General features: G+C 62.6%; 14 protein-coding genes. 5 read left to right on the forward strand and 9 right to left on the reverse strand.

What is annotated here, in order from left to right:
* Positions 1 to 14: 14 nt before the first annotated feature.
* The gene (locus tag AC6I6S_RS04665) at positions 15 to 1,529 is read right to left on the reverse strand and encodes a sulfatase family protein (RefSeq protein WP_497948567.1); all 1,515 of its coding nucleotides are present in this window, start codon (positions 1,527 to 1,529) and stop codon (positions 15 to 17) included.
* A 163-nt stretch (positions 1,530 to 1,692) separates the two neighbouring features.
* Here AC6I6S_RS04665 and AC6I6S_RS04670 point away from each other — a divergent pair, with 163 nt between their 5' ends.
* Positions 1,693 to 2,472: a hypothetical protein gene (locus AC6I6S_RS04670; RefSeq protein WP_497948568.1), complete on the forward strand. Its 780-nt coding sequence runs from the start codon at positions 1,693 to 1,695 to the stop codon at positions 2,470 to 2,472.
* A 48-nt stretch (positions 2,473 to 2,520) separates the two neighbouring features.
* On the opposite strand, the gene AC6I6S_RS04675 is transcribed toward AC6I6S_RS04670, so the two are convergent.
* Positions 2,521 to 3,252: a hypothetical protein gene (locus tag AC6I6S_RS04675; protein WP_497948569.1), complete on the reverse strand. Its 732-nt coding sequence runs from the start codon at positions 3,250 to 3,252 to the stop codon at positions 2,521 to 2,523.
* A gap of 89 nt (positions 3,253 to 3,341) precedes the next feature.
* On the opposite strand from AC6I6S_RS04675, the gene AC6I6S_RS04680 reads away from it, so the two are divergent.
* Positions 3,342 to 4,610 (forward strand): glycosyltransferase family 61 protein, encoded by a 1,269-nt coding sequence (locus tag AC6I6S_RS04680; protein WP_497948570.1) that lies wholly within the window; start codon positions 3,342 to 3,344, stop codon positions 4,608 to 4,610.
* A gap of 33 nt (positions 4,611 to 4,643) precedes the next feature.
* Here AC6I6S_RS04680 and AC6I6S_RS04685 read toward each other — a convergent pair whose 3' ends face one another.
* Positions 4,644 to 6,032 (reverse strand): sulfatase, encoded by a 1,389-nt coding sequence (locus AC6I6S_RS04685; protein ID WP_497948571.1) that lies wholly within the window; start codon positions 6,030 to 6,032, stop codon positions 4,644 to 4,646.
* Between the two features lie 113 nt (positions 6,033 to 6,145).
* On the opposite strand from AC6I6S_RS04685, the gene AC6I6S_RS04690 reads away from it, so the two are divergent.
* Positions 6,146 to 7,591: a lipopolysaccharide biosynthesis protein gene (locus tag AC6I6S_RS04690; RefSeq protein WP_497948572.1), complete on the forward strand. Its 1,446-nt coding sequence runs from the start codon at positions 6,146 to 6,148 to the stop codon at positions 7,589 to 7,591.
* Positions 7,592 to 7,652: 61 nt separating this feature from the next.
* On the opposite strand, the gene AC6I6S_RS04695 is transcribed toward AC6I6S_RS04690, so the two are convergent.
* Both AC6I6S_RS04695 and aglG read right to left on the reverse strand, forming a co-directional pair.
* Complete coding sequence (locus tag AC6I6S_RS04695) at positions 7,653 to 8,612, reverse strand: glycosyltransferase (protein ID WP_497948573.1); 960 nt, start codon at positions 8,610 to 8,612, stop codon at positions 7,653 to 7,655.
* Positions 8,609 to 9,550, reverse strand: coding sequence for a glucosyl-dolichyl phosphate glucuronosyltransferase (gene aglG, locus AC6I6S_RS04700; RefSeq protein WP_497948574.1), 942 nt, complete (start codon positions 9,548 to 9,550; stop codon positions 8,609 to 8,611). Before aglG ends, AC6I6S_RS04695 begins: the two co-directional genes overlap by 4 nt.
* 145 nt (positions 9,551 to 9,695) lie before the next feature.
* Here aglG and AC6I6S_RS04705 point away from each other — a divergent pair, with 145 nt between their 5' ends.
* Entirely contained in the window at positions 9,696 to 12,509 is a 2,814-nt protein-coding gene (locus AC6I6S_RS04705; protein WP_497948575.1) for an oligosaccharyl transferase, archaeosortase A system-associated, read from the forward strand.
* 282 nt (positions 12,510 to 12,791) lie between these two features.
* The gene (locus AC6I6S_RS04710) at positions 12,792 to 12,929 is read left to right on the forward strand and encodes a DUF7503 family protein (protein WP_497948576.1); all 138 of its coding nucleotides are present in this window, start codon (positions 12,792 to 12,794) and stop codon (positions 12,927 to 12,929) included.
* 25 nt (positions 12,930 to 12,954) lie between these two features.
* On the opposite strand, the gene AC6I6S_RS04715 is transcribed toward AC6I6S_RS04710, so the two are convergent.
* From AC6I6S_RS04715 to glpA, 4 genes are all read right to left on the reverse strand, one after another.
* Positions 12,955 to 15,006, reverse strand: a complete 2,052-nt coding sequence (locus tag AC6I6S_RS04715; RefSeq protein WP_497948577.1) for a hypothetical protein — start codon at positions 15,004 to 15,006, stop codon at positions 12,955 to 12,957.
* A 168-nt stretch (positions 15,007 to 15,174) separates the two neighbouring features.
* Positions 15,175 to 16,539: an anaerobic glycerol-3-phosphate dehydrogenase subunit C gene (locus tag AC6I6S_RS04720; protein ID WP_497948578.1), complete on the reverse strand. Its 1,365-nt coding sequence runs from the start codon at positions 16,537 to 16,539 to the stop codon at positions 15,175 to 15,177.
* A gap of 61 nt (positions 16,540 to 16,600) precedes the next feature.
* A complete protein-coding gene (glpB, locus tag AC6I6S_RS04725; RefSeq protein ID WP_497948579.1) occupies positions 16,601 to 18,088 on the reverse strand; it encodes a glycerol-3-phosphate dehydrogenase subunit GlpB in 1,488 nt (495 codons plus the stop codon).
* Positions 18,089 to 19,858, reverse strand: a complete 1,770-nt coding sequence (gene glpA, locus AC6I6S_RS04730; protein WP_497948580.1) for an anaerobic glycerol-3-phosphate dehydrogenase subunit GlpA — start codon at positions 19,856 to 19,858, stop codon at positions 18,089 to 18,091.
* Positions 19,859 to 20,005: the final 147 nt, after the last annotated feature.

A 20,005-nucleotide genomic window follows, 5' to 3' on the forward strand; every position in this document is an offset into this window, starting at 1 on the left:
CGGCAGCCGACGGGTCATCGGTAGCCCAGTGACTCGAGGCGATCCAGAGCGGCTTCCTCGTCGTCGTACTCGACTGCGTCGTCACGGGCGGTGGCGGCCGGCGGTTCGTACCGGGCGAGCAGCGCGTCTAGCTCCTCGCGGAGTTCGCGCGTTCGGTCGGGTCGCTTCGCGGCGAGATTGTCCGTCTCCTCGGGGTCCGCCTCGAGGTCGTACACCTGCTCGGCGTCGCCGTGAGTGCGCTCGCAGTACCGGCACGTGGGGTCGTCGACCGCCCGCAGGTACTTCCAGCGGTCGGTTCGCACGCCGCGAAAGCGCTGGGTGTTCGCCTCCTCGAGCAATAGCGACTCCCGCGGCACCCAGCCGTCGCCGCCCTCGAGTAGCGGGCGCAGCGAGCGCCCGTCGGCGTCGGTGGCCGGCACCTCGAGGTAGTCGAGCACCGTCGGGGCCACGTCGACCAGGCTGACGAGTTCCCTCGAGCGATCGGCGGTATCGTCGGGAGTGTGAACGATCAGCGGCACCTGCGTCGTCGGCTCGTAGAGGCCGTGGTGGTCGAAGTAGATGTCGTGCTCGCCGAGGGACTCGCCGTGGTCGGCACAGACGACGACGAGCGTCTCCTCGAGCGCACCCCGGGAGCGAAGCGCCTCGAGCAGCCCCGAAATCGTCCGGTCGGCCTCCGTTGCCGCCGCATCGTACTGCGCGCGTGCGAGTGCGGTACCGACACCGACGTCGTGGTCGCGCCAGCGGTCGTTCTCCTGGTTGACCACGCCCCCCGGTCGGAGGCTGCTGGCCGTGATCGACCCCGCCGGAAACTCCTCGGCGACCACCGACAGCGGCCGGTTCTCGTAGTCGAACCGCTCGAGGTACTCCTCGACGAGCGCGTCGTCGACGTCGTAGGGGGTGTGCGTGTCCATGAGGTGGACGAGCGAGTAAAACCGGTCGGCGTCGTCGACGAACTCCGCGAACTCGGCGACGACCTCGTCCTCGTCGTCGCTCCCCGTCCGGTCGGTTATCGCGTTGTAGACGCCCGAGATCGTATCGCCGATCGCCGGGTGAACCCCGTAGAGGGCGGTACTGACCGCCTTTTCGGCCGCCTTGAGTCGCCAGTGACTCGAGGCGAGTTCGGGGTACCGATCGAACCCCCGACGGTGCCACCGGCCCAGCGGGCGGCCGAACGCCCCGGTCGCGACGCCGGCGCTCGAGAGCGCGGCCGGGAGCGTCGGCGTCCCCTCGACGGCGCGTTTCTCCGCCGGGGTGACGTGCGAGCCGTGGTTGCGCACGCCGTGCGTCCGCGGATAGCGCCCCGTGTGCAGCGAGGTCAGAGCCGGATCCGTCGCGTTCGTCGTGCTGTACGCGCGTTCGAACATCGTTCCCTCGGCCGCGAGCTCGTCGATCGTCGGCGTCACCGGACGCCCGCCGTAGGCGCCGACCCGGTCGGTTCGGAGGGCGTCGACGACCACCAGGAGCACGTTCATCGACAGGTAGATCCACGTCGAGGCGTAATAATACTCCGCGTTCGTGAAACGTGCCACGAGCGGTCGCGGATCGTTGCGTGGTACTCGATCCAGCGCGTTCACTCTCAAGGTGCACGTCCAGTGCCACACCCACGATCGTCCGTCAATTTGTCAATTCTACAGTCATTCGGTACGCTTTTCACGTCGTCCGTAATCACTCAACCGGTACACATATCTCGCTATGGCAACGCAGCGAACCGAAACCGACCATCACTCGGGACCGCGCTGCGGCCGATCGGTCTCGTACCTGGTGGCGGGGCTCTGCTGGAAACTCCTCTATGAGCCGCTGCACCGGGTCCGAGACGCCCCGCGAACGGACGCGGACCCGTACGAGACGATCCGAGTCCCCCCGGAGGCGATCCGGTACGACAACACGTTCCTCGAGAAGTCCCTGCTCGAGCCTGGTCGCGTCTACGGGGGGCCATGGGACACCTCGCGTGTCGAGTTCGAGGAGACAAAGGTATACGAGTCGGTCGTCGATCGGTACGTCCGCGGGAAGCCGTGGGAGGAGACGGACCAGTTCCAGTACAGTCTCCGGAAGATCGAAAACGGAAACGAATCGCGGGGCGCCAGAACGCTTCAGGAACTGCGGGAGCGGTACCGCCGCCTAGACCAGATCTACGAGTCGATCGAGCGAAACGGGTACCGAACGCAGCGGGAGCTCCTGGCCGCCCGCCCCGAGCAGACCGAGGCGATGGCGAACGACGTGGACGACGCGCTGTTCAACGAGATATGCGTCTGCATCGGGCGCGACGGATCGTTCTTTCGACAGGGCGCCGGCCGCCATCGGCTGGCGATCGCGAAGGTGCTTGACCTCGAGACGGTTCCGGTTCAGGTGCGGGTCAGACACACGCGGTGGCAGGCGATCAGGAACGACCTTCGCGACGGCGAGTCGCCGTCGGAGAGCGGACGGCTGTCGGACGATCTGCTGTCGCACCCGGACCTCGCGGACGTCCGGTGATCAGGGAACGATTGTCTCTCACGAGACCGCAGCGTCCCCGCGAAACTCTCAAAGGTCGGGGTGGGATAGCTGTTCGTCGCGCGCGTCCGCAGCGCGCTCCCGTCGTCGCTGCCACTCCTCGTGGCGAACGACGACGCGGACGGGAATCGACTCGAGATCAAGCACCTTCGCGATCGAGAGCCGGTGGTTGCCGCCGCCGCAGAAGATCAACTCACCGTCGCGACCGACGCTGACGCACACCTGATCGAGCGCCGTCGAAACTCGCGCGCCGTCGTCGTACCCTCGAGACGGGTCGTAGCCGTGGCGGCACATGCTCTCGTAGAGGGCGTCGATGCGGTCGTAGCGCCGCCCTAGATCCGCGAGCGAGAAACAGCCGTCGACCTCGCCCTCGGCCTCGAGCTTTCGGCGAAGCGCGTCGTGGCCGTCGGTCTCCGTCCAGTCACGCCCCTCGACGAACCGCTGTTCGACCGACCGGTACTTGAGCGACTGCTCGTAGGGGACGACCCGACGGTCCCAGTCGCCACCCCGGATCGCGCCCGCCTCGAGGTACTTGTCGATGTCTCGGTTGGCGTCTTCGATCGCGTTCGGGTCGACCTCGAGCAGCGAGAACGGGTCGGCGAGCGCCTCGTAGCCGCGGACGAAGCGGTAGTACCTGAGTCGCGACTGCGCAAGCGTGCGGGCGAGAAACGGATGGTGGGCGAGGTACGCCCGACCCGACGAGGCGAGCCCGCGGATCCCTCCGGAGGCGACGACCGACCGGGCTCGCGCCACCAGTGACATGGGTCGGGCATTCGCCCGACCGCGGTAAATACCATCTGGTATCGCCGCGAGCCGTCAGCGATTTGGTCGCCCCCGCTGAACGCAACGATATGTCACTCCGGCGTGCACGTCGCAAGCTCCGTGCCGTCGGACCGGTCGACCTCCTCCGCCGGGGACTCGAGACGGCCGCGAAACCGCGACTGATCGCCGCGATGGTCGCCTCTCGAACCCGGCTTCGATACAGGACTCGAGCGGAGCTTCCCGCAATCGCCACGGATTGTGCTCCCGTCGGCACCGCAGAGACGTTCTCCGTCGCCCCGCCGACGGACGCCCCCGATGAACTCGAGCGGGTCGCCGGGGAGTACCGACTCGAGCGGCCGGTCGTCTGCACCGTCGCGAACGCCCGCCTGCTCGGACCGGACGCCCTCGCGGTCGGGCCGGACGGCGCGTTCCTCCTCGAGACCTCGCTCGGACGGCACGACCGCCTCGAGCGCTCGCTGCTCGCCGACCCGCGGCTGTTCGCGCGGGCGGCCGCCCGACCCGGCTCACTCTCCGGCCCGCGGGCGACCGACCGGCGGCTCGAAACCGTCTGTTCGCTCGTCGACGCCTGTCTCGGCGGCTACTCCCACTGGGTCCTGAAGGGGCTGCCGCGCCTCGAGGGGCTCCGTCGGTGGGAGACCGAGTCGGATTTCGAGGCGTCGATCCTACTCCCCGAGGACGCGCCGGCGTACGTCCGCGACTCGCTCGCCTGCTTCGGCTACGGCGACGACCGCCTCCTCGAGTGGGACGGCACCGACAGCGCGGTCGACCGGCTGGTCGTTCCTTCGGTCCGCTCGCCCGAGCAGCGCCGGTCCGCCTACGCGCAGCTGTTCGAGTACGACCTGACCTACAAGCTCACCTCGCCGGCGGCCTGCGCCTGGCTCAGATCCGAACTGGGGAACGCACTCGAGAGCCGCCGACCATCGTTCGACGGCTCGGGCCTCTCGGACGCCCCGAAGGGCGACGAGGGGCGGCGACTGTACGTCTCGCGAGCCGACGCGGATCGGCGGCGCGTGGTCAACGAGAACGCGCTGCTCGAGGCGCTTTCCCCCCTCGGCTTCGAGTCACACACGCTTTCGGACCTCGAGTTCGCCGACCAGGCGCGGCTCTTCTTCGAGGCAGACGTGATCGTCGCCCCCCACGGCGCCGGGCTGGCGAACCTCGCGTTCGCGAGCGACTGCGCGCTGGTCGAGCTGTTCGGCGAAAAGGTCAAACCGACCTACTGCATGCTCGCCTCGGCGCTCGAACTCGAGTACGAGTACGTCCGGTGCGAGTCGAGGGGAACCGATCTCAGGGCCGATCCCGAGCGGATTCGAGTCCGCGCGGCCGAACACTGCTGAGGCGGGGCTGGCCGACCGCCTCGCCAAGCCGACTCAGAGGTAGCCCATCTGCCGGAGGTTCTCCTCGGTCTCGGCGCTGATCGTCTCGCTCCCGCCGAGGGCGGCGTCCGCGAGGCTCTCGTAGTGGGCGAGCAGCTGCGAGCGGAGCTCGTCGTCGTCGGCCGCGGGGCCGTCGAACTCGTTTTCGTCCGGGTACCAGACGGTCTTTCGCTCCGGGGACTGCCAGACCGCGTACTGGCGGGCGGGTGGCAGGTCGTCCGCAGAGCCGTCACACTCCTCGGCTGCGCTCTCGAGCTGCGTGTCCGAACACCGGTAGTAGACGTAGGCCGCGTCGCGTCGCTCCCTGGTAAGATCGACGCTCTTCGTCTCGGGGGGCTCGATGCCGAGCAGCGAGAGCAGCGTCGGGTAGATGTCGTTCAGCTGTGCGAGGTCGTCAGTGTGACCCGGCTCGAGGGTGCCGGTCGGGTCGCGGATCAACAGCGGAACGCGGATGAGTTCGTCGGCCACGGAGAACTGGTGGCTCGTGAGGCCGCTCCAGCCCAGGTGGTCGCCGTGATCGCCGAAGACGATCAGGATCGTCTCGTCGTAGACCCCTGCATCGCGGAGTCCCTCGACCAGCCGCTCGATGTGGTGATCCGTCTGGGCGACACAGCCCCGGTAGAGGTCCGCGGCGATCGCGACCTGCTCGAGGTCGGGACGTTCGAGGCCCGCGTAGACGTTCCCCTGATTCTCCCGCAGCCGGTGCTGGTAGCGGACGTTTTGGCGACGCTCGAGCAGGGAGTGATCGCCGAATCGGGCGTGGTAGGGGGCGCTCGGGTTGTAGAGGATATGGGCGTCGTTGAGGTGCGTGAGATAACAGAACGGCCTGTCGGCGGCCGCGACCCGCTCGCGAGTTGCGTCGACGGCGGGCTTGTCCTTCATCGTGTGTCTGAACCCGAAGCTCGCGGCCTTCTCGAGTCCGGCTCTGAGAAATCGACGCGTTCCCGCCGTCGTCTCGGCGGGTGAACCCGCGCGTACCCCGTCGGTCATCGCGGCGAACCCGTTTCGGACGTGCGAAGGGTCGTGGAAGTAGTGGTGGTCGAATCCCCGGGTGAGTTCAGCGGTGTTGAGCCAGCCGTTCCGCCCGAACGACTGGGTGTCGTAGCCGATATCGGCGAGGAGTTCCGCGAACGTCGGCTGCGAACCGAGCACCTGCCCTTTGTCGTACAGTCCGTGTTCGGGCGGGTAGCGCCCGGTGAAGATCGAGCCGTGGACCTGGAGCGTCCAGACCGACGGCGAGATGGCGTTCTCGTAGACGGTCGACTCGTCGGCGAGCTCCTCGAGAAACGGCGTCGTCGGCGCCTCGCCGGAGAGAAACGAGCAGTAGTCCGGTCGAAGGCTGTCGACCGAGACGAGAAGAACGTTTGGCAGATCGCGGGACATACCGCTAGCCCGACTCGTCTGTAAAAATACGTTTTGGTCGGGAAGAGTCACGCGTCCTGGAAAACAACGAAGGACGTTTACCCGCGGCAGGGAACAGTACGCCAACGCCGGCTATGAGAATCGGGCAGACCTCGTTCCTCCAGTTTAGCGCGGAGATCGCCGCCTCCGGGATCGGGTTTTTTGCGACGATCTACTTCGCGCGTGTTCTCGGTCCCGAAGTGCTCGGCTACTACGCCGTCGCGCTCGCGGTCGTAACCTGGCTCGGCATCGGCGGCAACATCGGCCTCTCGAGCGCGATCACGAAACGGATGAGCGAGGGCGAGGAACCGAACGCCTACTTCTGGGCCGGGACGAGCATCATCCTCTCGTTGTTTGGCGTCCTCGCAATCGGCGTACTCGCGTTCAGCGAGCAAGTAAACGCCTACGTCGGCGCTGACGTTCATTGGCTGCTCGTCGCTATGCTGCTCGCGAGTCTGTGTTATTCGCTGTTCAACGCCGCGCTACAGGGCAGACACCTCGTTCACGTCTATGCCGTCCTCAAGCCGCTGAAGATCGGCGGGCGGGCGATCGTTCAGATCGCGCTCGTCTTCGCCGGCCTCGAGCTCACCGGGATGCTGATCGGCTACTCCACCGGCTGGCTGATGGCCGCCGCGGTTGCGGTCGTCGTACTCACGCCGCGGTTCGAACTCCCCTCGAGACGTCACTACAGGCAACTGATCGAGTTCGCGAAGTACTCCTGGCTCGGCCGCGTCCAGGGCAAGACCTTCAGCGAGGCCGATATCCTGATCCTCGGCGCGCTCGTCTCGAGCGCGCTCGTCGGTATCTACTCGATCGCGTGGGCGTTGTGCTCCTTTTTTCTGATCTTCGCCCACGCGATCAGCACGGCGATGTTTCCCGAGATCAGCAAGCGAAGCGCACAGGGGGAGTCCGGACGGATCGCCAGGTTGACGACGGACGCGCTCGCGTTCGCCGGCTTCGTCCTGATCCCCGGGGTCGTCGGCGGACTGCTCGTCGGCGACAGAGTGCTCGCCATCTACGGAACGGAGTTCGTCGAAGGGCACGTCGTCCTCCCGATCCTCCTCTTCGGTTCCCTGCTGTACGCCTACCTCGATCAGCTGTTGAACACGCTCAACGGAATCGACCGGCCCGACGTCGCCTTTCGCGTCAACGGCCTGTTCATCGGAACGAACGTGGTCGCCAACGTCGTGCTCGTTTACGAGTTCGGCTGGGTCGGCGCAGCGGTCGGGACCGCGCTCTCGGCCGGCGTCGGCCTGGTTGCTGCGCTCTGGTTGATCCGTCAGCACCTCGATTTCGAGCTCCCGATCGTCGAAATCGGCCGCCAGTGGGCGGCGGCGCTCCTCATGGCTGCAGTTGTGTACCCGGCGACGGTGCTCGCAGGGCCGCCTGCCGAGACGCTGTCGGCAACGGCCGTTACGGTCGTCATCGTCGGAGCCGGCGCGGCGGTGTACACGACGGCACTCCTCGTGATGTCCGCACGGTTTCGAACCGTCGTCAGGGAAAACGTGCCCGTCGACTTTCCGCGCGTCGCCGGCCCCTGACCGCTGACCGCGGACCGACCGTGTTTCACGCGTGCCGGCAACAGTTCGCGCGCCGAAGACGTTACAGTACGCTCGCGTAAATCTCGAGCAGCCGATCGCCGATCCGATCCCAGCTAACTTCCTCGACGATTTCGCGGCCGTTCGAGCGCGTCTCGGCCTCGAGAACGGCCACGAGGTGATTGACCAGTTCGTCTTCGTTCGCCCCGACGCCCGAGGGAGCGACTCCTTCGAGGCGTGTCCGGACGTCGCCGACGGGCGTCGAGACGACCGGCACGTTGCAGGCCATCGCCTCCTTGACCGTATTCGGCGACCCCTCGTGTCTCGAGGTGAGCAACAGCGCGTCGGCGGCGTTCATGTAGGTCGCCACCCGGTCGTGGCTTACGCCGGAAATCGTTCGCAGTTCGACTTCGTCGTCGATCCGATCGGCCACCCGCGCCACTACCTGCTCGGCCAGCGGGTAGTTCTTGCGCTCGTAGTCGGGCGCGTACGGAAAGAGGACGTTCGCTTTCGAGGAATCCCAGCCGACCGCCTCGCAGGCCTCGCGGCGATCCATCGGCTGGAACCGCTCGAGGTCGATCCCGCTCGGCAGGACCTCGGCGTCCCGGCCCAGCAGTTCGCGCATCTCCTCGCTTCGAACGGTGATCGCGTCGCAGCGCCACGCGCAGGCCTTGGTCACGAGCCCGTCGAAGCCGACGACGTCGGAGCCCCACAGCGTGAGGACGACGGGAAGCCGAAACTGCGTCACCGCGTACGGAGCCGTCAGGCCGTAGTTCGCGTGTATCAGGTCGTAGTCACCGCGTCGAAGCTCGCGGCGCACCCGCGGGAAAAACTGCAGGTACTCCTTCGGGCCGCGACCGCGGCCCATCGCCCCGTCGATCTGGTCAGCGCCGGGAACGACGAGCACCGTCGTCTCGACGCCCTTGCCCTCGAGGGTCTCTATCTGCTGGTCGAAAAAGACCTCTCGAGCCGTCACCAGGTGGAGAACGCGAAGCGATTCCTCGGGTACAACTCTCGGCGTCACGCGTCCGCTCCGAGTAGCTCACGTCGGGGTTTCGTCAATCCGTACAGGTAGCCGAAGCCGACCGCCGCGGTGAAGACGAAGATGGTGACGAGCTGTTTCGCCTTCGCTCTCGAGGGCGCTTCGACGAGATCACGCAGCCGAATCGGGACGAACTCGAGCAGGAGCTGTTTCAGGTAGTCGTTCTTGTCGCCGGCGGCTTCGGGTAACAGCAGGTCCATGATCCGCTTCGAGTAGCCCTGCCAGAACGAGCGAAATACTAGCCAGCCGAAGTCGCCGCGATAGTCGAACAGCCTGTGGTTGACGACGGCGTCGGTGTTGTAGATTACGCCCTTGCCGTACCGGTTCGCCATCCGGATACAGACCGGTGCCTCGTGGGCCTGAATGTGGCGGTCGCCCTTCCGCCCCGTGTTCTCGTCGTAGCCGCCGACGGAGAGGAAGACCTCCCGACGAAAGGAGATGTTCGAGCCGTAGGTGTTTCGTAGTTCCTCCATGTGCTCGCCCATCCCGCGCTCGTCACAGCCGACCAGCCAGTAGAACTCTGCGGGGAAGAAATCGGGCTTTTCGGTGACCCAGTCGGGTTTCGCGTGGCCGCCGACCGCGATCGCGTCGGTTTCTTCGTACACGCGCGCAAGTTCTTCGATCCAGTCGGATTCGGCGACCGCGTCGTCGTCGATGAAGGCGACGACGTCGCCGGTCGCGATCTTCGCCCCGCGCGTGCGACTGTACGAAATCCCCTGATTCTCCGCGTTGCAGTGGAGAACGACGTTCTCCCGGTCGCCGAACTCCGTACAGACGCGATCGAAGACGGCCTCGTTGCCGTCGACGACGATGACGACCTCGAGGGGCTCGTACGTCTGGGCGAGGACGCTCTCGACGCACTCGGAGAACACGTCGTAGCGCTCCATCGCGTACGTACAGATGACGACGGAGACCTTCATTGCCGTTGGATTTCCGCGAGCGGCGAATAAGCCTTCCCCTTCAGCCATCACGTCGGCACAATAGAGGGTTGATCCGCAGTTTGAACATGAAACTGCGGCGAGTATATGACAAGGCTTATTCTTGACTTGGGACTGTTGCAGCCTAATGAGTACTGATACCGAACACGTCGAGGAAACCACCGAGTCCTCCGTCCTCGATACGTGGGAGGAATGGTATCATCTCCCGGTAATCGGGATCGTGATGCTGTTCATGATCTGGGTGCGGACCCAGCGCTACGAACGGTTCGTTACCGACGACGGTTCGCCGGCACTCGCCGCAATCGACTCCTGGTACCACTGGCGGACCGTCCAGTGGACGGCAGAGAACTACCCCAGAACGATGCCGTTCGACGTCTGGACCGGATTCCCAACCGGACGATACGTCGGACAGTTCGGCACCCTGTTCGATCAGTTGATCGTCACCGCCGCGATGGTCGTCGGCCTCGGCGATCCCTCGACGGAAACGCTGTACACCGTTGCACTGCTCTCCGTGCCGATAATGGCTGCACTCGTGGCGCTACCCGTGTTCTACATTGGTCGTCGCCTCGGTGGAACCCTGGGTGGACTCGTCTCGGTCGTACTCCTCGCGCTCGCGCCGGGGACGTTCCTCTACCGGACGACTGCAGGGCAACTCCAGCACCACGTCGCGGAAGTGCTGTTCATGGCACTCGCCATCCTCGCGATGATGGTCGCACTTCGGGTCGCAGAACGGGAGAAACCGATCTACGAGCTGGCGGCCGGCGGAGAGTGGGACGCGCTTCGGGTACCTGCACTCTACAGCGTGCTTGCGGGCGTTGCCCTCTCGTTGTACATCTGGGTGTGGCCCCCTGGCGTCGTCCTCATCGGCATTCTCGCCGTCTTCTTTACCGTACAGCTCTGTCTCGACTACCTCCGGGGTATTTCGCCCGACCACGTCGCGTTCGTCGGTGCCGTCAGTCTCGGGGTCACGGCGCTCATTACAGTTCTCCTGGTTGAGGAGTGGTCCTCGAGCCCGACCAGTTTCGGCTATCTCCAGCCGGCCGCCGCGGCCCTCGTCGCGGCCGGCTGTCTGTTCATGGCGTGGCTGGCTCGCCAGTGGGACCGGCGGTCGATCACGCCCGTCTACTACCCGGCGGCGATCGGTGGCTTGCTCCTCTTCGCGTTCGGGATGATGGCGCTCGCCCTCCCGGATCTCTTCGGGACGATTTCGGACAACCTGGTTCGGCGACTCGTTCCGTTCGGTGCGGCCGATACGGACCTCACGATCTCCGAGGCACAGCCGCCGGATAGCTTCACCGACCACGTCGTCTCCGAGTTCGGGATGGCGTTCTACACGATGCTCGCCGGACTCATCCTGCTGGCAGCCCGCCCCCTTCTCGGCCGCGAGTATCGCGCCGAGTACACGCTGATCCTCGTCTGGTCGCTGTTCCTGATCAGCATGGCCGCAACGCAGGTCCGCTTCGCCTACTATCTCGTCCTCGCCGTCGCGGTCGTCAACGCCGTCTTCATCGCCGACATCATCCGACTATTCAATCTCGACTTCGAAACCAGCCGCCAATCACTTCGGGAGATTGAAACCTACCAGGTGATCACCGTACTGCTGGTGGTGACGCTACTGTTCGCACCGCTGCTCCCGCCAGTCGCCGCGAATACCGCGTGGGAGCGTGGCGAGGGGGCCGCACCGAGTGGAAACGCAATAGAGTGGGAAGAGTCGAACCACTGGCTTCAAGAGAACACCCCTGCGCCGGGCGACTGGGGCGGTGCCGACAACGCGAGTGAACTCGAGTACTACGGCGTCTACGACTACCCCGAAGACGGCGACTACGACTACCCCGAAGGAGCGTACGGGGTGATGTCGTGGTGGGACTACGGTCATCTGATAACGGTCCAGGGTGAACGGATTCCACATTCGAACCCGTTCCAGCAGAACGCCCGCTCCTCCTCGGCGTTCCTGACCGCCCAGTCCGAAGCGCGCGGCGAACTCGTCATGGACGGCATCGCCGCGGACGTCTCCGTCGCCGACGAATCCGACGAGGAGATCGAACGGCTCCTCGAGGACAACGACTCCCACGAAGAGCTGCGCTACGTCATGATTGACCACCAGATGGCCGGCGGGAAGTTCGGTGCGATCACGACGTGGTCCGGTCCCGGCTACGGCACCTACATCGAACAGAACCAGTACGAGTACCAGGGTGAAGAGCACACCCTCAACGGACCGGGTGAGGCATACTACGACACGATGCTCGCCAGTCTCTACCTCGAGGACGCAGACGAACTCGAGCACTACAGGCTGGTTCACGAAGCCGACGATTACGCGATCGTCGGCGGCATGGAGACTCCTCAGGGACCGACCCCCCGGAGTTCTGCCGCACTGGGACTCGAATGGAGCGACGAAACCGAGCAGTTGCACGATGAGTTCGCACAGTCTCGAGAGGAAGGCTCCGTTGAAATGCTCGGCATGACCCCGATCTGGGACGGTGCGATCGTTTCCTCCGTGAAAACCTTCGAACGCGTCGAGGGTGCGACGATCACCGGGTCCGTCGACGACCAGAGCATCGACGAGGACGCGGTCGTGTACGCACAGGTCGAACTCGAGACCGCCCCCGGCCGGACGTTCACCTACACGCAACAGGCCGACCTCGAGGACGACGGCTCGTTCGAACTGACGGTGCCGTACGCCACGAACGACGAACTCGGCACCGAGGACGGCTACACCGACAGCAGCGTCGAAGCGCTCGGCGAGTACGAGATCGCAGTCGGAACGCCGACCGACGACGGCGTCGAACAGCAGTACGCCGGCGAAACCGCAGTGTCGGAAACCGCCGTCGTGGACGGCGAGAACGTGGACGTGACGCTCGAGCAAGGAGATGGCGAAGTGCTCGAGTATCCTGGAGTGGATGATGGTGAAGAAACACAGGACGACGCGAACGGTGACGGTTAGACGACGACTCGAGTGAAAATACGACAGAGGACCTCGAGTCAAAGAGGCGTCGGTTGAAATATGGTCTCGAGCTAATATTCAATACAAGCTACCACAGTCGATCAATTCTAAACAGCTCAGACTGAGGTATGAGATGAGCTACGGCGCACCGAGAAAGCTTTTGATCTACTTTGAAGTCGTAACTATATGTTCACAATTTACGCACTCATAGATAATTGTGCACAAACCCCTCTAAAATTATAAGATAGATTGATTTCCGTTGGCAATTTAGTAGTGAATACAATGTCCGCAAAAGACAGCATGAAGGATTACCTGGAATCGCACCCACGAATGATCGGCGCGTTATTCACATTGCTCGTATTACTTGGTCAATCCAGTACGGCATTAGCGGGGAATTGTAGTTCGACTGTTGGGCCATAATAGAATACCATTTTGTTGCAGTAGCCTATAATGATTCTAAATTAGGTATTGAAATCCCATCCATCCAGTGAATTCTATCTTTGTGTAAAACCGGACCCCCTGCCCACGTTAAATATTCTTCTAACTCATATTTGTCTATATGCGTAGATGTGTGTTGACCTGGGGTTAAGTGTTCAACACTATCCGACTCTAAATTTGGACTAGACGTTGTTCCAAGTCTAAATTCTTTAGTTGGGTAGGTACGCAGCGAAACATCATACATATCATTGTGTTGTGGTTCAAGTTCAATAATAGATGGCGCACCGCCATCTGATTGAGCAATATCCGCAGATCCGTCTCCAATAATCAAGTATTGTTCAGCGAGTTCGTACGTTTCTTTAGATAATTCAACAGCTGCACGAAGCGGGAATCCTAGATTCAAAAAGCGGGCCATCATAACCCCAACATTTACAGCATCCTCATTAATGACGTTCCCGAGTGTTCCGACACCGCCAAACGCACCCTGCTGTACGAGTGCGAGTCCTTGATGATATGATCTACACGCATTGATAAAGAAGACATCAATATTGACAGATGGTAACGTATAAACATCGAGTTTACCATCTGGACAATCTAATCCAGTTTCAGTTGCATGCCCAATATAATGCAAAAAGTCGAAAGAATGATCAGTTAACAGTAACTCTAACTTATCCGTAGATATTCCGAATTCGGATTGAACAGCAAATGGTAAAGTTTCCCTATTTCCGTAAACTTCATCCAAAATATCATGCTCTTCAAGCATTCGAACGTCATTACAAACAACCAATATCTCAATAGAGTCTGATTTTTTATCACGTTTCAATTGACTTCTATACGCTTCAATAGTTGCTTTTGAGGCACCGTGGGGAATGTTTTTATCAAACCATGCGTGCTCAATTGATTCACCACAATGATTTGGGGAAATAACTTCGATGTCCTGGGCTATTGGTGAATTGGATGGGTTTCGGTTAATTTGAGTATCACCGATAGACCGTGTCAACCTGTCCTCTGTGCTTGAATCTGGATAACGGTATCTAAGAGTTGTTCCTTGTGGTTTGCGGATTATACCTAGCTCATTTATCACAAAGGGTAGCAACTCAACCCGACTTGGTTCTGCTGGTATATGCGCTGTTAGTGGCCACCGAGGAAGATGAGGTTCAAGAAGGTCGTATGGGACCTCGATATACTGCATCAACTGTGAGGAAAGTGCATCTTCATATATTTCATCAAGGTTGAAAGGTAAGAAATCCACGAGAAGGTTCCTTTCGTGAAGATCATATTGGTATAAGCCCTCTGTCCGAACAAGACAATCTAAGAAAAACACCTGTTTGAGAAGCCTACTCACGTCATTTTCTAACGAATCAGCTTCTCCAAGGGAATAAGTGAACTCGGGAGTTATAAGGTTTGCATCAGTGCCAAGTCGTATTTCGGCACCTAAATAAAATGCAAGCGGCGAAACTTGATACAATGACTCATATCGAGGTGGGGTTTCAATTATTATATCCGTGTCTGGTTTTTTAAGTGATTCTGGGATTTGGAGTTGATCTCCTCGTTCGATTAGCGGTGGATGCCCTCTAAGCGTCGGCCAGCTCCGTTCTGGCGTTATTGATTTGAGTGATGACGAAAGTGTAGAAATGGCAGTGGCCATTGATTCAATACTATCGTCAGTACGAATGGTTCCGGCTGGACGTTCATGTAATGACCGGGCACCTAATTCGACATGTGATTCACAGTCAAATACTAAATGAATCGAGTCTATTCCAGCTTCAATATATCCCGATGAAGCAATGCGACAGTATAATTTAATTGGTCCATCAAGTCCCACAAACCGAATAGATTCATCAAACGTGGTTTTTTCACCAGTTTTCAAACTGCGTATAGTACGCCCGTTCTTGTCATGAAGGTTGACTGTATACCGTTGGCCAAAAACGATAGAATCTGTTTTAATTGAGCAAACTTCATCAAGTGGAAAACAAAATTCCTCACCGGACAGAGTTGTTGGTGAAACGGCATTTGAGGTATATATTCGTAGCCGACGCTTTTCGATTTCGTCGTACACCTCGAGTCCCACCGGATCTGTTGTCCCTTCGAATTCAATTGCCATATTACTCCGCGTCGATACTTCGGTATACATCTCAGCGACTAAAAACCAACCGGCAATAAAGTTCGACGATTGTCGTATCCGGTGTTGCTGAACGAAGGCGAAGGGCACGCGGCCCGAGCACAATTACATTACAGTTTCCGGAGTAGAGTCCTTCAGCGCCGCCTCGAGCACCTGCAACGGGTGAAGAATCTCGTACCCTGTGCCGTGTTCCATCTGCATCGCACACGTCGGACACTCCGTGAGGCCGGCGTCGGCATCGGCCCGCTCCATGTGTTCGAACATCTCCTCGCCGATTTTCATCGACGCGTCGTAGTTCTCGGTTTTCCAGCCGTAGGTGCCGGAGATGCCCGAACAGGAATCGCCGACGTCGTGAGCCGAGATGTCGTCGATTTCCTCGAGGACCTCGAGCGCCTGGCCGTCGAGACCCTGGTTGCGTGCGTGACAAGGTGCGTGATAAGCGAGGTTCGGCACGTCGACTTCCGCTCCCTCGAGTGTCTCCGCCAGATCCTCGTGGACGCGGAGGTACTCCAGGGCCTCCCAGGTGTTGTCCGAAACTTCGTGAACGCCCTCGAGGTCGAACAGTTCGGGGTACTCCTGGCGCAGCGACATCGAACAGGAGGTACAGGAGGCGATGACGTCCGCGCCGTCCTCGATTGCCGCCGCGAGTTCGGGAACGTTCGTTTTCGCCGCCCGCTCGGCGTCGTCGAGCATGCCGTTCGCGTACATCGGCGTGCCTGAACAGCGCTGGTCGGGCACGAGCACCTCGTAGCCGAAGTGTTCGAACACCCGGACCATCGCCTTCCCGACCTCGGGGGTGTTGTAGTTCGAGTAGCAGCCGTGGAAGTAGGCGACGCGCTTGTCGTCGCTCTGTCCCTTGCCTCGCTTCTCTCGCGCTTCCTGCGCTCGTTTTTTCGAGGCGGCGTTGCCGCCTCGCTTCTCCCACCACGTTCGGAACGTTTCCGTCGCGAAGTCGGGGAATTCCCGCTCGCTCGTGATGCCCAGCAGTTTGTCGTTGACCAGTTTCGTTATCGACAGACCCATCACGAAATTCGTCAATCGGGGCACCTTGCTCCCGAGCCGGGCCATCGTCCCGTAGTTCGACAGCAGGCGATTGCGCCAGTACTCGAGCGAGCGCCTGCTCATGTTCTCCTCGACGTACTCGCCTCGAGCGGTGTTGTGCATCTGGCTCAGCGGGACCTCAGAGGGACAGGCGTGGTCACAGCGCATGCAGTTCGAGCACTTCATCACCGAGTCGTCGATATCGTGGTCGTCCTGGCGCTTGAGCCGCCACTGCTCCGGTCCCTGAAACTTCGGTCCGGGGAACTCGTCGTCGACTTCCGCGACGGGGCAGTTGGTGTCACAGGTCGAGCACTTGTAGCAGTTGTCCGCCCCCGGCCGGAGGTCCATCTCCTCGGCTTCGGGGAAGACCTGGATCGGGTCGAATTCGTCGTCTGCGCGGTCATCGGTGGGTTGTTCTGCGTCGCTCATTGGATCAGATCGGTGGTGGTGATTGGAGAACCGCTACGGTACGGAATATGAACCTGTGCACTCATTTGGAGGCCTCCGTCGCCCGCTCGCCAGCGCGGCTGCCTGCGACGTAGCCCGTCGCGAGTGAAACGCCGCTACCGGACTTCTCGGCCGCGTAGTCGTAGCCGCCCAGTACCGCGCCCGCTGCCCGTAGGTTCGCAAACTCGAGGCCCCCCTCGACTCCGAGGGGCCGTAGCTCCCGGTCGACGGCGAGGCCGTAGCGGGCGAACCGCTGGTCGCCGAAGGCGTCGTCGACGAACCAGTCGTAGCGGTCGGGGGCGTGGGAGACGTGGCAGTCGAAGATCGGTTCAAATACGCGGCCGGAACGCTGTGCCGGCGTCTCGACGGCCCCGTCATCGGCCACAGTCTGGGATGTGGTCGACTTCTCCCCAGAGTCCATACTCGAGCGGTAGGCCGGCGAGGCCTCCGAGCCGTGTGTCGCCGCATCGTCGCCCGCAGCCGAGGTCGCGGTGCGCTCCGAGCGAATCCCCTTTCCGACGAGGCCGCCGGTCGCGAGGACGTACTCGCTCGCGCGGTATGGCACTTCCCTGCCCTTGCGGTCGACGAGAACGTGGTCGATACGGATCGCGTCGCCCTCGTCACCAGTGCCATTCGCGTCGCCGTCGGTCGTCGACGTGGGCTCGTATTCGACTACGGGAACGCCGGTCGTCACCCGGACCCCCGCGTCCTCGAGCGCCCCGTACAGCAGGTCCTCGAGTCGCATCCCCGGCAGACTCGGCGGTCCCGACGGGACCTCGAAGACGTCGACGCCGAGGCGCTCCTCGAGATCGCGGCGCACAACGTCGGCGTGTTCGTCGCCGAGTATCGGCGGGAACCCGACTCTCGATTCGGACTCGAGGTGCGGCCGAACGGCCTCGGCTAACGCGGTCCGGGCGGGTGCCTCGCCAACGCCCGTGTCGACGGGCGTGTTCCGGTCGAGGAGGTGCGCGTACCGCGTGATCTTCGCATCGTCGCGTTGGATGCCGGGAAACGGGAGAGTCACGCCTCGAGCGGCGAACGGTACGTCGGCAGCCTCGAGGTGCGCCGCCGCCAGCGGCGCGTCGAAGTCGGGGAGGGTGGGGAAGCCAACCAGCAGGGTGTCTCGTGGATCGCTCGCGACGCCGGATTCGCTCGCAGTGGGGTAGCGAGCCGTCGGCTTGATCGCTCCGCTGCTGGTGGGGACCAGCGCGTTCGAGTCGGTGTGAGCACCGACGTAGGCGTCGCCGGCGATCGCATCGAAAAAGAGCAGCGCCTCCCGGACCGCATCGACGCCGACCCGCTCGTAGGGGTGGCCCTCGGGGAGGGCCGGAATCGACTCGAACGGCTCCGCGAGCGGTCCCTCCCCCGCCGGCGTGTAGCCGAGCACGTCGATCAGACCGCTGGCGTGTCTGAGGGTGCTCTGTTTGTACGACAGCAGTCGAACGCGGATGTCCCGTTCGGCCGCGGCGAGCGCCGCCGTCGCACCGGCGAGACCGCCGCCGATTACCAGCACGTCGTCTTCGATCGCCATTCAGCGGTCGCCTCCGTCGTCCCGGTCTCGAGGGCGGTGTGCGGGGTAGCCGCCGTCGGTCGTTACACTGTCGGCCGTCCCGCGCAACGGCGAACTCGAGTCCGGGCCGCTATCGAACGCCCCGTAGTCGACGTCCGCGTCGGTGCTCGCGGGATCGGCGTCGCGGTTCATCGTCGTCGCGTGGAGCGCGTAGTTCAGCATCGCCTGGGAGAGCTGTTCGCCCCAGAGGGCGTGGCGTTCGCCCTTCCAGCGTTCCTGGAACAGCTCGTCGAGGGCGCTCCTGACAGTCGGCTCGTCGTACTCGGGATGGAGTTCGTGGGCCATCGTGTGACAGCAGAAGCCGCCCTGGCAGTTCCCCATCGAGGCTCGCGTCCGAATTCGAACCGCGTTCAGGTCCGATCCCGACTGGGAGATGGCGTCGCGGATCTCCGCACGGCTGACCCCTTCACAGGCACAGAGAACGGGGTTCGGCTCGTCCGTCTCGAGCACGTCGGGAGCGCGGCTGCCGAGGCGCTGTTTGCTCCGCCGGGCGATCGGTGAGCGGAGACCGAAGTCGTCCATCGCGTCCTCGAGTATCGCGAGGTTCTCGCTCCCCGGGAGCGCCTCCTCGGCGGTGGCACACGAGGCCCGAACGCCGAGTTCGGCGCAGACGTGGTCGGCGATCTCCTCGGCCATCGCCCGGTAGGTGGTGAACTTCCCGCCGACGATGCTCGACATTCCCGAGACGCCGTCGCGTTCCTCGTGGTCCAGCAGGAAGAAATCGCGCGTGATGTCGGTGGGGTCGGCCGTTCCGGTTCCGGGCGGTTCGTACAGCGGCCGGACACCCCAGAACGACCGGATCGTGCGCGCGTCCTTCAGGATCGGCACGAGCTCCGAGAGGGTGTCGATCATCATGTCGACCTCCCACCCCTCCTCGGGGTAGTCGTCGGGATCTTCGACCTCCTCGTCGGTCGTCCCGAGAATAGCCGTCGTCTCGTGGGGGACGATGATGTCCGCGTCGCCTTTCGGTCGACAGCGGTTGATCACGGTGTCGACCTGCCGGACGTTCATGATCGTCATCACCCCTTTCGATGGGCGGACCGCGACCTCGAGGTCAGCCATCTTCCCGATCTGGCCGGCCCACGCGCCCGTCGCGTTGACCACGTAGTCGGCGGTGATGTCCTCGGTGGTCCCCGGCGACCGGTGGACGCGCTTTCCGGGGCCGGAGTCGTGGCGGACGGTGACGCCGTAAATATCGTCGCCCTCACGCAGGAGGTCGATCACCTCGGCGTGAGGTTCGATCCGAGCGCCGTGGGCTTCGGCGTCGAGGGCGTTCGCAACGCAGAGTCGGAACGGATCGACGGCGCCGTCGGGCACCTGGATCGCGCGCGTGATATCGTTCGCGAGGTACGGTTCGACCTCGCGGGCTTCCCGGCCGGAGAGGGCGCGGGCGGGAATGTTGCAGTCGCGACAGCCCTCGAGTTTTTCCCGAAAGTACTCGTCGGGATCGTCGGGGCCCTGGACGAACAGCCCGCCGGTCATCTCGACGCAGTGGCCCGCGATATCGCGGAGGATCCGGTTCTCCTCGATGCACTCCCTCGCGCTGGCCTGGTCGGAAACCGCGTAGCGCCCGCCGCTGTGTAACAGACCGTGCATTCGACCGGTCGTTCCGTGTGTCAGATTCCCCCGCTCGAGGAGGGTGACCTCGAGGCCGCGCATCGCCAGGTCGCGGGCGATACCACAGCCGGTCGATCCACCCCCGAGAACGAGAACCTCCGTATCATGTGCCATCCCTTCGCTCACATCGACGGGCGGGCGAGTCTTTACGGTGTCGTTGATCACAGCCGCCATCCGGTTCGAGGAGTGAGCTGCGAACGGTTCCCGGCTCCGTCCCCGGTCGCCAACATTTATACCGATCGTCGCGACAGTTTACCGGTG

The sequence above is a fragment of the Natrononativus sp. DTA114 genome, from assembly GCF_059736515.1.